The following is a 13,618-nucleotide window of genomic DNA, read 5'->3' on the forward strand; positions in this document are numbered from 1 at the left end:
GCTTAAGAGTGAAGGTGAATCCATGACTACATCGACTGTAAAAACCAACCTGCTGGGTCTGACTCAGCTGGAAATGGAAAAATTCTTCGACTCAATCGGGGAGAAGCGTTTCCGTGCCGGTCAGGTAATGAAATGGATTCACCACCTTGGCGTCGATGATTTCGACGCCATGACGAACGTCAGCAAGGCCTTGCGCGACAAGCTCAAGGTTATTGCCGAGGTTCGCGGTCCTGAAGTGGTCAGCGAGGACATCTCCACCGACGGCACCCGTAAGTGGGTGGTGCGCGTGGCGTCCGGTAGCTGCGTCGAGACCGTGTACATTCCCCAGGGCAAACGCGGCACTTTGTGCGTTTCGTCCCAGGCAGGCTGTGCCCTGGATTGCAGTTTCTGCTCCACCGGCAAGCAAGGTTTCAATAGCAACCTCACTGCCGCCGAAGTCATCGGCCAGGTGTGGATTGCCAATAAATCGTTCGGCAGCATCCCGGCGACCGCCGACCGTGCCATCACCAACGTGGTGATGATGGGCATGGGTGAGCCGCTGCTGAACTTCGACAACGTCGTGGCTGCCATGCATCTGATGATGGATGACCTGGGCTACGGGATCTCCAAGCGCCGCGTAACCCTGTCTACCTCGGGTGTGGTGCCGATGATCGATGAGCTGTCCAAGCACATCGACGTCTCCCTGGCGTTGTCCCTGCACGCACCGAACGACGCATTGCGTAACCAATTGGTGCCGATCAACAAGAAGTATCCGCTTAAGATGCTGCTCGAGTCGTGCCAGCGCTACATGTCGTCCCTGGGCGAGAAGCGCGTATTGACCATTGAGTACACTTTGCTCAAGGACATCAACGACAAGGTCGAACACGCGGTCGAAATGATCGAGTTGCTCAAGAACATCCCGTGCAAGATCAACCTGATTCCGTTCAACCCGTTCCCGCATTCCGGTTACGAGCGCCCGAGTAACAACGCGATTCGTCGTTTCCAGGATCAGCTTCACCATGCCGGCTTCAATGTCACCGTACGCACCACCCGCGGTGAAGACATCGACGCCGCGTGTGGCCAATTGGTAGGACAGGTGCTGGATCGCACCCGTCGCAGCGAACGTTATATCGCCGTGCGCGAGTTAAGCGCCGAAAACGATATCGCAACAAACGCTGCGAACAATAATTAAGAGAGGATCTCTATGTCCCTGCGCTTCGCGCTGCTTTTGCTGTTGGCCAGCCTGTGTGCTGGCTGTGTCCTGTCGGGCGATTTCAACCCGATGAAGACCAGCAAGGGCCGCGATGAAGCGCGCGTTGCCTATGTGCAGCTGGGCTTGGGGTACTTGCAGCAGGGCATGACCGAACGGGCGAAAGTACCGTTGAAGAAAGCGCTGGATCTGGATGACTCGGATCCGGATGCCAACGCTGCGCTGGGTCTGGTATTCCAGGCCGAGATGGAGCCGGAGCTGGCGGATCAGCATTTTCGCAAGGCGCTGTCTTCCCGCCCCAACGATGCGCGAATCCTGAACAACTACGGCAGTTTTCTTTTCGAAGAGAAACGCTACAAAGAAGCTTACGAGCGCTTTGAACAGGCCGCCGCCGATACCTTGTATCCTGAGCGTTCGCGGGTGTTCGAGAACCTCGGAATGACCGCTTCAAAGCTGGGGCAGCGCGATCTGGCGCAGCAGCAGCTGGAAAAATCCCTGCGTTTGAATCGCCAACAGCCACGTGCATTGCTGGAAATGGCTGAGTTGTCCTTCGAAGACAGGCATTATGTGCCCGCGCGTGACTATTACGATCGTTTTAGCCTGCTCACCGAGCAAAATGCACGTAGTCTATTGCTCGGCGTTCGGCTGGCAAAAGTGTTTGATGATCGCGACAAGGCCGCCAGTTTTGGCCTGCAACTAAAACGACTCTATCCCGGTACGCCGGAATATCAGCAATACCTGTCGGAGCAATGATGAAAGCGGCGCATCCCGAAGTTGTAGCAGCGAATCGCGTTAATCCCGGTGAAACTTTACGCCAGGCCCGCGAAAGCAATGGCTGGTCGCTGGCCGAAGTGGCCCTCAAGCTCAACCTCACCGTCAATTCCCTGAGCAATCTGGAAGCCGGCGCTTTCGACAAGCTGCCTGGGCATACGTTTGCTCGCGGTTATATTCGCGCCTACGCGAAATTGCTCGGCATGGATCAAACCGTACTCGTCCAACAGTTCGACCAATCCACCGGCACCGACTCCCAGGGCAGCAACGTTCATAGCCTGGGACGTATCGAAGAGCCGGTTAGGGTTTCCCACACCATTTTGCGAGTTGTCAGCCTGCTGTTGCTGTTCGCAGTGATTGGTGGTGGTTTTATTTGGTGGCAGGATCAGACCTCATTGCGCACCAAAGACCTGACTAGCCTGAGCCCGGAACACGTTGAAGTCGAAGGCGCTGACGGCACCACCCAGATCCATCCGCTGGACGAGCCGGAAGACCAGGCTGTCGCGGAAGGTCAGGTTGATGGCACAACCGCTCTTGCGTTGCCGCAAGCCGAGACGTCGGCTGAAGCGCCGGCCGAAGGTGAAGCGACTGCGCCTGCTGCACCGGTTGCACCAGCGCCAACGTCCGCTACACCTGCGCATAGCACTGCTCCGGTTGTCGCGACTCCGGCCCCGACATCCCCGACTGCTCCTGTTGTATCGACGCCGCCTGCGAGCGCCTCGGTTACTCCGACCATTCCCGCTCCAGCAGCGGCTGCTCCGGTTGCTGGCCAGGGTCAGGTTCAACTGCAATTCACTGCCGATTGCTGGGCGCAAGTGACCGATGGCAGCGGTAAAGTGCTGTTGAGCGGTCTCAAGCGTAAAGGCGAAAACGTTTCTGTCAGCGGCAAACCGCCGTTTTCCGTGCGTCTGGGCTACGCCCGTGGCGCGCAGATCAGTTACAACGGTCAGGTGGTTGATGTTGCTCCATTCACCAGTGGCGAGACTGCTCGCCTGAAGTTGGGTCAATAAGTCATGCACGGCGAATCTCCAATCAAACGTCGCGAATCCCGCAAGATCTGGGTCGGTAACGTGCCCGTTGGCGGCGATGCACCTATCGCTGTGCAGAGCATGACCAACAGCGACACCAACGACGTCGCCGCCACCGTGGCCCAGATCAATCGTCTGGAAGCTGCTGGCGTCGATATCGTGCGAATTTCCGTGCCCGACATGGATGCCGCTGAAGCCTTCGGCAAGATCAAGCAACTGGTCAAAGTACCTTTGGTTGCCGACATCCACTTCGACTACAAGATCGCTCTGCGCGTAGCCGAACTCGGCGTTGACTGCCTGCGAATCAACCCGGGCAACATCGGTCGCGAAGACCGCGTGCGTGCGGTAGTCGATGCCGCTCGTGATCGCGGGATTCCGATCCGCATCGGCGTGAACGCCGGTTCCCTGGAAAAAGACCTGCAAAAGAAATACGGCGAGCCGACCCCGGCAGCGCTGGTTGAATCTGCCCTGCGTCACGTCGAGCACCTTGAACGTTTGAACTTCCAGGACTTCAAGGTCAGCGTGAAAGCTTCCGACGTGTTCATGGCCGTCGCCGCTTACCGCTTGCTGGCCAAGGAAATCGTCCAACCGCTGCACCTGGGCATCACCGAAGCCGGTGGTTTGCGTTCAGGCACGGTGAAATCCGCCGTGGGCCTCGGTATGCTGCTCGCCGAAGGGATTGGCGATACTATTCGCATCTCGTTGGCGGCCGACCCGGTCGAGGAAGTGAAAGTCGGCTACGACATTCTCAAGTCCCTGCATCTGCGTTCCCGTGGCATCAACTTCATCGCCTGCCCGAGTTGCTCGCGGCAGAACTTCGATGTGGTCAAAACCATGAACGAACTGGAAGGGCGCCTCGAAGACCTGCTGGTGCCGCTGGATGTCGCGGTCATCGGTTGCGTGGTCAACGGACCGGGCGAAGCCAAGGAAGCCCATATCGGCTTGACCGGCGGCACGCCAAACCTGATTTACATCGACGGCAAGCCGTCGCAGAAACTGACGAATGACAATCTGGTGGATGAGCTTGAACGCTTGATCCGCCAGAAAGCGGCCGAAAAGGTCGAAGCTGACGCAGCAGTCATTGCGCGCGGCTAAGTCGAACGAATTTAAGGATTTATAGTGAGCAAGTCTCTGCAAGCCATACGTGGCATGAACGACATCCTGCCCGAGCAGACCCCCCTGTGGCGTCATTTCGAAGGCACCGTCTCGCGTTTGCTGGATAACTACGGTTACAAGCAGATCCGCATGCCGATCGTCGAGTTCACCGAGCTGTTCAAGCGCTCCATCGGTGAGGTGACCGACATCGTCGAAAAAGAGATGTACACCTTCGACGACCGCAACGGCGACTCCCTGACCCTGCGCCCCGAAGGCACAGCGGCCTGCGTGCGTGCGGTGCTCGAGCACGGCATCACCGGCGGCGGTCAGGTACAGAAACTCTGGTACATCGGCCCGATGTTCCGCCACGAACGTCCGCAGAAAGGCCGTTATCGCCAGTTCCACCAGATCGGTTGCGAAGTCTTCAACCTCGACGGTCCGGACATCGACGCCGAGCTGATCGTGCTGACCTGGCGCCTGTGGGGCGAGCTGGGCCTCCGTGATGCGGTCAAGCTTGAACTCAACAGCCTGGGCACTGCCGAGTCGCGCGGTCGCTACCGTGAAGCGCTGGTCGAGTTCCTGTCCGCGCATCTGGACAAGCTGGACGAAGACAGCCAGCGCCGTCTGAAGACCAACCCGCTGCGGGTTCTGGATACCAAGAACGCCGATACCCAAGCGATCCTGGTCGACGCGCCAAAAATGGCCGAATACCTGGACGAAGAATCCCGCGTGCACTTCGAGGGCCTCAAGGCTCGCCTGGACGCCGCCGGCATTCCTTACGTGATCAACCCGAAGCTGGTTCGCGGGCTGGATTACTACAGCAAGACCGTTTTCGAATGGGTCACCGACAAGCTGGGCGCCCAAGGCACCGTGTGTGCCGGTGGTCGCTACGACGGTCTGGTGGAGCAAATGGGCGGCAAGCCGACCCCTGGCGTTGGTTTCGCCATGGGCATCGAGCGCCTGGTGCTGCTGCTTGAAACCCTGGAGCAGATCCCGGAAGAGATTTCCCGTCAGGTCGATGTTTACCTCTGCGCCTTCGGTGAGGCCGCCGAGTTGGCCGGTCTGGCCCTGAGTGAACGTGTTCGTGATCAATTGCCCAACCTGCGCCTGCAAGTGAATGCTGGCGCCGGCAGCTTCAAAAGCCAATTCAAGAAAGCCGACAAGAGCGGTGCGTTGTACGCGCTGATCCTTGGTGACGACGAAATGGCCCAGCAAGTGGTAGGTTTCAAACCCCTGCGTGGCCAGGGCGAACAACAAAGCATTGCCTGGGATGCGCTTGCTGCACACCTGGCCACCTGCGTCGTGCAGGGTTGAAGCTGTCAAACAGCCGATTTAGCGATTAAGGAGTATTGGGGTGTCGAGTACCGAAGACGAACATCTGGCGGATTTGAAGGACTGGTGGACACGCAACGGCAAGCCCCTGGTCACTGGCGGCCTGTTGGCGCTGGTCATCGTGTTCGGCTGGCAGGCCTTTCACAAGTATCAGAGCAATCAGTCGCAAGGCGCCTCGATGCTCTATCAGCAACTGCTGGAAACCACGCTGACGCCAGACGGCAAGCCTGATGCCGCCCGTGTTGCGGACCTGTCCGGCAAGCTCAACAGCGAGTTCGGCGGTAGCGCTTACGCGCAGTACGGCAGCCTGTTCGTGGCAAAAGTTGCGGTCGACAGCGCCAAGCTGGATGACGCAGCCAGCGAGCTGAAAGCCATTGTTGCCAAACCGGCCAACCCGGCGCTGGGCGAAATTGCTCGTCAGCGTCTGGCGCAGGTGCTGGCCGCGCAGAACAAGGCCGATGAAGCCCTGAAACTGCTCGAAGGCGATGCCGATAAAGCATTCCTGGCCACTCGCGAAGAACTCAAAGGCGACCTGCTGGTGCAGTTGGGTCGTACCGACGAAGCGAACACGGCGTATCAAAAAGCCAAGGCGGCACTGTCGGATGAAGCGGCAGTGGGTGGCCTACAAATCAAGCTGGACGACCTGGCCAAAGGGGATGCGTGACGTGATTCGTTGGAAACATGCAGCATTGCTGGCTCTGGCCATATTGGCCGCGGGTTGCAGCAGCAACAGCAAAAAAGAATTGCCGCCGGCCGAGCTGACCGACTTCAAAGAAGAAGTGGTTCTGCACAAGCAGTGGAGTCGTTCGATCGGTAACGGTCAGGGCGAAACGTATAACATGCTGGTTCCGGCAATCGATGGCGATACCATCTATGCCGCCGACGTCACCGGTGTGGTGATGGCGATGGATCGCAGCAATGGCGACGTCAAATGGAAGAAGGACCTTGAGCTGCCTGTTTCCGGCGCCGTTGGCGTGGGTTACGGTCTGGTCATGTTCGGTACGATCAAGGGTGAAATCGTTGCCCTGGACGCCATCAACGGTGAAGAGAAATGGCGCGCTCGCGTGTCCAGTGAAGTCCTCGCACCGCCGGCCAACAACGGTGATGTCGTTGTAGTTCAGACTCAGGATGACCGTCTGATCGGTCTGGATGCCGCTACCGGCACCCAGCGCTGGTTGTATGACAGTACTCCGGCGGTATTGACCCTGCGCGGCACCAGTGCGCCGATCGTCACCAACCGCCTCGCGGTGGCTGGCCTGTCGACCGGTAAAGTGGTCGCTCTCGATATTTCCAACGGCGTGCCGGTGTGGGAACAACGTGTAGCAATTCCACAGGGTCGTTCGGAACTGGAGCGCGTTGTCGATATCGACGGTGGCCTGCTGCTTTCCGGCGAAACGCTGTATGTCGCCAGCTACCAGGGTCGCGTTGCGGCACTGGACCTGCAAAGCGGTCGTCAGCTTTGGCAGCGTGATGCTTCCAGCTATGCCGGTGTCGCCCAGGGTTTTGGCAGCGTCTACGTGAGCCTGTCTTCGGGCACCGTTGAAGGCGTCGACGAACGTTCCACCACAGCTTTGTGGAGCAACGATTCGCTGGCCCGTCGTCAACTGTCGGCTCCGGAAGTGTTCTCCAGCTATGTTGCAGTCGGTGATATGGAAGGTTACCTGCATCTGCTGAGCCAGGTGGACGGTCGTTTCGTCGGCCGCGAGCGCATCGACAGCGATGGCCTGCGTGCCCGTCCGCTGGTGGTGGGTGACACGATTTATCTGTATGGCAACAGTGGCAAACTGGAAGCCCTGACCATTAAGTAAAGGTTTGACTATGCTTGGGGTTAAACCCCAGGCAGCCCCGTTTGACGGGGTTCGCAGCGCCCTCAAGCGCTGCCCCGAGCACCAGCCGCTGCCTCGCAGCGGCTTTTGTATTTTCTGAAATAACGAAGTGGAGAGCCGCATGGTTCCCGTAATCGCCCTGGTGGGCCGACCGAACGTCGGCAAGTCCACCTTGTTCAACCGCCTGACCAGGACTCGCGACGCCATCGTTGGCGACTTGTCCGGTCTGACCCGTGATCGCCAATACGGTGAGGCCAAGTGGCAAGGGCGTTCCTACATTCTGGTCGACACCGGCGGTATCTCCGGTGACGAGCACGGTATGGACGAAAAAATGGCCGAGCAGTCGCTGCTGGCCATTGAAGAAGCGGATGTCGTTCTGTTCCTGGTAGATGCCAAGGCCGGTTTCACCGCCGCCGACCAGATGATCGCCGAGCATTTGCGCAAACGTAACAAGCGTTCTTACGTGGTTGCCAACAAGGTCGACAACATCGACCCTGAAATGGCCCGCGCCGAATTCGCCCCGTTGGGCATGGGCCACGCGATCCCGATCGCCGGTGCTCATGGTCGTGGCATCACCCAGATGCTGGAAATCGCCCTGAGCGACTTCCCGAAAGACGATGACGAGCTGGAAGAAGGCGAGGAAGAGATCGTTGCCGAAGGTGAGGAAGCCAAACGCATTCCTGGCCCTAGCGAAAAAGACGGGATCAAGATCGCGATCATCGGCCGCCCGAACGTCGGCAAGTCGACCCTGGTCAACCGGATGCTCGGTGAAGACCGGGTCATCGTCTATGACGAGCCCGGCACCACCCGCGACAGTATCTACATCCCGTTCGAGCGTAACGACGAGAAGTACACGCTGATCGACACCGCCGGTGTGCGCAAGCGCGGCAAGATCCATGAAGAAGTCGAAAAATTCTCCGTGGTCAAGACCCTGCAGGCGATCAAAGACGCCAACGTGGTGATCTTTGTGATGGACGCCCGCGAAGGCGTGGTCGATCACGATCTCAACCTGCTGGGCTTCGCCATTGAGTCGGGTCGTGCGCTGGTGATCGCGATCAACAAGTGGGACGGCATGACGCCGAGCGAGCGCGACTTCGTGAAGGTCGAGCTGCAACGTCGACTGTTCTTCGTTGATTACGCCGACATTCACTTCATCTCGGCCCTGCACGGCACGGGCGTGGGCAACCTCTACGCCTCCGTACAGAACTCGTTCAAGTCTGCGGTCACCCGCTGGCCAACCAACCGCCTGACCACGATTCTGGAAGATGCGGTCGGTGAGCACGCGCCGCCGATGGTCAACAACCGCCGGATCAAGCTGCGTTATGCCCACTTGGGTGGCGCGAACCCGCCGATCATCGTGATTCACGGTAACCAGATCGAGAAAGTGCCAAAGTCTTACGTGCGCTATCTGGAAAACACTTACCGTCGTGTCTTGAAGCTGGTCGGTACTCCGATCCGCATCGAGTTCAAGGGCGGCGAGAACCCGTACGAAGGCAACAAGAATTCGCTCACCGACCGTCAGGTCAACAAGAAGCGTCGGATGATGTCGCACCACAAGAAAGCCGACAAGAAGCGCCGCGACAAGCGCTGATTCAGGTTTTTCCCGTGGAATGAAGAGGGCGCCAATGGCGCCCTTTTTCATGCCTGTCGTTTGGGCTATTCTCGGGCTCTCCCGCGCCGCCGTTAGAGCCGGGTGTAGAGCAGGGAATCACCGATGATCACCAGTAAGCTGCCGAATGTCGGCATCACTATCTTCACTCAGATGTCTCAGCTCGCGGCGCAAACCGGGGCGCTGAACCTGTCCCAGGGCTTTCCCGACTTCGATGCCCCGCAGGCCCTGTGCGATGCGGTCGGTCGGCATATCGCCAATGGCCATAACCAGTATTCGCCGATGACCGGCCTTCCGGCATTGCGTCAGCAGATTGCGGCGAAGATCGCCCGCAGCTACGGCGTCAAAGTGGATGTCGACCATGAAGTGACCGTCACCCCCGGCGCAACCCAGGCGATCTTCTGCGCCATTCAGGCGGTTATCCGAAGCGGCGACGAAGTGATCGTGTTCGATCCGGCCTACGACAGTTATGAGCCCTCGGTTGAGCTGGCCGGTGGTCGTTGCGTTCACGTGCAGTTGGGCCTGAATGACTTCGCCATCGACTTTCAGAAGCTGGGTGAAGCCATTACACCGCGCACGCGGATGATCATCCTCAACTCTCCACATAACCCCAGCGGCGCGCTGATCAGTCGTGCCGAGCTGGATCAGCTGGCGGCGTTGATTCGCGACCGCGACATCTATGTCATCAGTGATGAAGTCTACGAACACCTGGTGTTCGATGGCGTGCCCCACGTCAGCGTGCTGAATCACGAAGAGCTGTATCAGCGGGCTTTCGTGGTCAGCTCCTTTGGCAAGACCTATCACGTCACTGGCTGGAAAACCGGCTACGTAGTCGCACCGCCGGCCCTCACAGCGGAGCTGCGCAAGGTTCACCAATACGTCAGTTTCTGCGGTGTAACGCCGCTGCAATATGCCTTGGCCGACTACATGGCCGAGCACCCTGAACACGTTGAAGAATTGCCGGCTTTCTATCAGGCCAAGCGCGATCTGTTCTGCGATCTGCTAACGCCGTCGCGCTTCAGTTTCACCCGAGTGACCGGCACGTATTTCCAATTGGTCGATTACTCGCAGATCCGCCCGGACCTCAATGATGTCGAGATGGCGTTGTGGATGACCCGCGAACATGGCGTGGCGAGCATCCCGATCTCGGTGTTCTACCAGAAACCGCCCGAAGGCCAGCGCCTGGTGCGCCTGTGCTTCGCCAAACGCGAGGAGACCCTGCGTGAAGCAGCGGCAAAACTATGCGTGATCTGAGTGCACTGCCCAATCTGAACATTGCGCTGATCCAGACCACCCTGGCCTGGCACGATCGTCAGGCCAATCTGGAGCATTTCGAGCCGTTGCTGGAACAGGCTCGTGGCGCTGACCTGATCATCCTGCCGGAGATGTTCACCACCGGTTTCTCGATGGAGTCCGAGACCCTCGCCGAGTCGGAAAACGGTCCCACCCGCAAATGGCTGCGGGTTCAGGCGGCGAAACTGGATGCGGTGATCACCGGCAGCATCATCGTCCAGGTGGCTGACGGCAGCCATCGCAATCGCCTGTTGTGGGCGCGGCCGGACGGGGAGGTGTGGCACTACGACAAGCGCCATCTGTTCCGCATGGCCGGAGAGCACAACCACTTCACCCCCGGTGAGCGTCAGGTGCAGTTCGAACTCAAGGGGTGGCGAGTGCGGCCGCTGATTTGCTACGACCTGCGCTTCCCGGTCTGGAGCCGCGATGCTCAGGACACCGATTTGCTGCTGTACACCGCCAACTGGCCGGGGGCACGGCGTCAGCACTGGAACCGTTTACTGCCAGCGCGGGCGATCGAGAACCTGTGTTATGTGGCGGCGGTGAATCGCGTTGGTACTGACGGCAAAGGGTTTGCGTATACCGGTGATAGCCAGGTGCTGGATTTTCAGGGGGAGACATTGCTCAGTGCTGGCGAAGCGGATGGCGTGTTTAAGGTCGTTCTGAATGCTGCGGACCTGCAAGCCTATCGCACGCGATTCCCGGCCAATCTGGATGCCGATACGTTCGAGTTCACCTGAGACTTTCGCTGTCTGCCCCGCCCCCTTCGCTAGCAGGCTCGCTCCCACATTTGATCATTGTGAACACAGATTTTGTGTGCACCAACAATCCACTTTGGGAGCGAGCCTGCTCGCGAAGAGGCCATCACAGGCAGCACAAAAACAGCAGGCAAACAAAAAGGCCCCGAGGTTCACACCCCGGGGCCTTTTGCATTTCAGCGAAGGCTTACGCAGCTTTCGCTTCCGGCTGGCTCAGCGAGCGGTTAAGCGCGCTGAACAAGGCCTTGAAGCTGGCGGTGGTGATGTTTTCATCGATACCGACGCCATGCACCGCACGTTCACCGTTCACACGCAGCTCGATGTAGGCCGCCGCCTTGGCGTTGGTGCCCGAACCGATGGCGTGTTCGTTGTAGTCCATGATCTCGACCGGAATCGGCAGACCAGCCACGAGCGCTTCCAGGGCACCGTTGCCCTTGCCACGCCAGTGCAGGTTGGTTTCACCCTGACCTTTACCAGAGACTTCCACTTCGACGGCGCTGTGACCGTTTTCTTCCTGCAGGCGATGGCTGACCAGCGCGTACGGGGTGTTGGCCTGCAAGTATTCGCTGTGCAGCAGCGCGTGGATCTGCTGAGCCGTCATCTCGAGGCCCAGACGGTCGGTTTCACGCTGCACAACCTGGCTGAACTCGATCTGCATGCGACGCGGCAAGCTGATGCCGTATTCCTGTTCCAGCAGGTAAGCGATACCGCCCTTGCCCGACTGGCTGTTGACGCGGATCACCGCCTCGTAGCTGCGGCCGATGTCGGCCGGGTCGATCGGCAAGTACGGCACTTCCCACAGGGCGTCCGGTTTCTGCTGGGCGAAGCCCTTGCGGATGGCGTCCTGGTGGGAGCCGGAGAACGCGGTGTGAACCAGGTCGCCGACGTACGGGTGGCGTGGGTGCACCTGGATCTGGTTGCATTCTTCGACGACTTTGCGCACGCCGTCGATGTCGGAGAAGTCCAGCTCAGGGTGAATGCCCTGGGTGTAGAGGTTCAGCGCCACGGTCACGAGGTCGACGTTACCGGTACGTTCGCCGTTACCGAACAGGCAGCCTTCGACACGGTCGGCGCCGGCCATCAGGCCCAGTTCGGTAGCCGCAACGCCAGTGCCACGGTCGTTGTGGGTGTGCAGGCTGATGATCACGCTGTCACGACGGTTGATGTGACGGCCGAACCATTCGATCTGGTCGGCATAGATGTTCGGGGTCGCGCATTCGACGGTGGCTGGCAGGTTGAGGATCACCTTGTGCTCAGGCGTCGGGTTCCAGACTTCGATGACTGCGTCGCAGACTTCTTTGGCGAACTCGAGTTCGGTGGCGCTGAAGGTTTCTGGCGAGTATTCGAAGGTCCACTCGGTGTTTGGCTGCTGGGCGGCATATTTGACGAACAGCTTGGCCGCGTTCACGGCGATGGCCTTGACCCCTTCCTTGTCCTGGTTGAAGACAATGCGACGGAAGGAAGGGGAGGTGGCGTTGTACAGGTGAACGATGGCTTTCTTCGCCCCGCGCAGGGATTCGAAGGTGCGCTCGATCAAATCTTCACGGCCCTGGGTCAACACCTGAATGGTGGTGTCGTCCGGGATGTGGTTGCCTTCGATCAGGGTGCGCACGAAGTCGAAGTCGGTTTGCGAAGCCGCCGGGAACGACGCTTCGATTTCTTTCACGCCGACCGACACCAGGGTTTTCCAGAAACGCAGCTTCTTGACCGCGTCCATTGGCTCGATCAGCGACTGGTTACCATCACGAAGGTCGGAGCTGCACCAGATCGGCGCGGCGGTAATGGTCTTCGACGGCCAGGTGCGGTCCGGGATGTCGATGGTCGGGAACGCGCGGTATTTCGAAGACGGGTCTTTGAGCATGCTCATCGGGAAATCCTTATTGTGTGGGCCGAAAAAAGGCGGCCTGCCGGTGGATCAAATGTTCTGGGGATAAAGCGTAGGACGAGGCACCGCGATTCAGCCTGGCAGTCGTGCACTGACAAGGCACAGGCTGCGGTGCTGGCGAAGCTGAATGAGGGTGTGAGAGGTTTTCATGCCTTCAACCCTAACCGCGAGGGTGAAGGATGGCAAGCGGTCGAAAAAAATTGAGAGGAATCCTCGAAAAGTCGTAGTTATCGAGATTTTATTGCGGTGAACGGCAGTGATTGTTTTTATGTTTGCGCGAGGTTTGAGCGATGCGCAATTGAAGGCTTTCGGGTGATGGGGCGTGTCAGCGCGGCTATTCTTAAAGCCTCACCAAGGACTACTGGCAGGCAGGAGTCGACAATGAACGAGTCGGATTGGAAGCTTTATAGTGAGCTGCGTCCGTTGGCCCATGAGCGGTTATGCATCCGGATCATGGAAGAGGTCGAGCGCATAGTGCTGGATAAAAGCATTGCGCCTTACGAGCGTATTGAAGCCAGTGAGGAAAGGCTGAAGGCCGGTCAACAGGAGCTGTATTGGGCGTTTGGCGTGTTCGGACACTCACGCAATGAGGCGCCTGCTCACTTGCTGGGGCTGTGTACTCATGAGTTGATCAGCGCTGAAGAGTTGGCCGGTTTTTCGGAGGAGACTCAGGCGTGGGTCAAAGAGTGTCTGGCGCACAGGGAAATTCATGGGATTGAAGATCTTGAGGCTGAATAGCGGTGCCAGTGAGGCCGCCTTCGCGAGCAGGCTCGCTCCCACATTGGATCATCGGCGCGACAGAGATCAAATGTGGGAGCGAGCCTGCTCGCGA

Annotated in this window: 12 protein-coding genes; 11 read left to right on the forward strand and 1 reads right to left on the reverse strand. The window is 58.9% G+C overall.

Annotated features, from left to right (window positions below; all coding sequences use genetic code 11):
• Positions 1-22 precede the first annotated feature (22 nt).
• From rlmN to EAH74_RS30885, 10 genes are all read left to right on the forward strand, one after another.
• Positions 23-1,171, forward strand: a complete 1,149-nt coding sequence (gene rlmN / locus EAH74_RS30840; protein WP_008147747.1) for a 23S rRNA (adenine(2503)-C(2))-methyltransferase RlmN — start codon at positions 23-25, stop codon at positions 1,169-1,171.
• Positions 1,172-1,183: 12 nt separating this feature from the next.
• Positions 1,184-1,942: a type IV pilus biogenesis/stability protein PilW gene (gene pilW / locus EAH74_RS30845; protein ID WP_123368320.1), complete on the forward strand. Its 759-nt coding sequence runs from the start codon at positions 1,184-1,186 to the stop codon at positions 1,940-1,942.
• Positions 1,942-2,970: a RodZ domain-containing protein gene (locus tag EAH74_RS30850; RefSeq protein ID WP_140683984.1), complete on the forward strand. Its 1,029-nt coding sequence runs from the start codon at positions 1,942-1,944 to the stop codon at positions 2,968-2,970. Before pilW ends, EAH74_RS30850 begins: the two co-directional genes overlap by 1 nt.
• Positions 2,971-2,973: 3 nt before the next feature.
• Positions 2,974-4,083: a flavodoxin-dependent (E)-4-hydroxy-3-methylbut-2-enyl-diphosphate synthase gene (gene ispG, locus EAH74_RS30855; RefSeq protein WP_010457850.1), complete on the forward strand. Its 1,110-nt coding sequence runs from the start codon at positions 2,974-2,976 to the stop codon at positions 4,081-4,083.
• Between the two features lie 24 nt (positions 4,084-4,107).
• A complete protein-coding gene (gene hisS, locus EAH74_RS30860) occupies positions 4,108-5,397 on the forward strand; it encodes a histidine--tRNA ligase (RefSeq protein ID WP_140683986.1) in 1,290 nt (429 codons plus the stop codon).
• A 40-nt stretch (positions 5,398-5,437) separates the two neighbouring features.
• Positions 5,438-6,079 (forward strand): tetratricopeptide repeat protein, encoded by a 642-nt coding sequence (locus EAH74_RS30865; protein WP_140683988.1) that lies wholly within the window; start codon positions 5,438-5,440, stop codon positions 6,077-6,079.
• On the forward strand, positions 6,072-7,223 hold the full coding sequence (gene bamB / locus EAH74_RS30870; protein WP_123368324.1) for an outer membrane protein assembly factor BamB: 1,152 nt from the start codon (positions 6,072-6,074) through the stop codon (positions 7,221-7,223). The genes EAH74_RS30865 and bamB overlap by 8 nt, the downstream gene beginning before the upstream one ends.
• 139 nt (positions 7,224-7,362) lie before the next feature.
• Complete coding sequence (gene der, locus EAH74_RS30875) at positions 7,363-8,832, forward strand: ribosome biogenesis GTPase Der (RefSeq protein WP_046046039.1); 1,470 nt, start codon at positions 7,363-7,365, stop codon at positions 8,830-8,832.
• A gap of 123 nt (positions 8,833-8,955) precedes the next feature.
• Complete coding sequence (locus EAH74_RS30880; protein WP_140683990.1) at positions 8,956-10,104, forward strand: pyridoxal phosphate-dependent aminotransferase; 1,149 nt, start codon at positions 8,956-8,958, stop codon at positions 10,102-10,104.
• Positions 10,092-10,883 (forward strand): amidohydrolase, encoded by a 792-nt coding sequence (locus EAH74_RS30885; protein ID WP_140683992.1) that lies wholly within the window; start codon positions 10,092-10,094, stop codon positions 10,881-10,883. The genes EAH74_RS30880 and EAH74_RS30885 overlap by 13 nt, the downstream gene beginning before the upstream one ends.
• A gap of 205 nt (positions 10,884-11,088) precedes the next feature.
• Here the strand turns inward: EAH74_RS30885 and leuA are convergent, their stop codons facing one another.
• The gene (gene leuA / locus EAH74_RS30890) at positions 11,089-12,768 is read right to left on the reverse strand and encodes a 2-isopropylmalate synthase (RefSeq protein WP_008147766.1); all 1,680 of its coding nucleotides are present in this window, start codon (positions 12,766-12,768) and stop codon (positions 11,089-11,091) included.
• A gap of 399 nt (positions 12,769-13,167) precedes the next feature.
• On the opposite strand from leuA, the gene EAH74_RS30895 reads away from it, so the two are divergent.
• Complete coding sequence (locus EAH74_RS30895; protein WP_140683994.1) at positions 13,168-13,524, forward strand: hypothetical protein; 357 nt, start codon at positions 13,168-13,170, stop codon at positions 13,522-13,524.
• Positions 13,525-13,618 lie beyond the last annotated feature (94 nt).

Origin of the sequence: Pseudomonas mandelii (assembly GCF_006438925.1) — a bacterium.
Classification (GTDB): domain Bacteria; phylum Pseudomonadota; class Gammaproteobacteria; order Pseudomonadales; family Pseudomonadaceae; genus Aquipseudomonas; species Aquipseudomonas mandelii_C.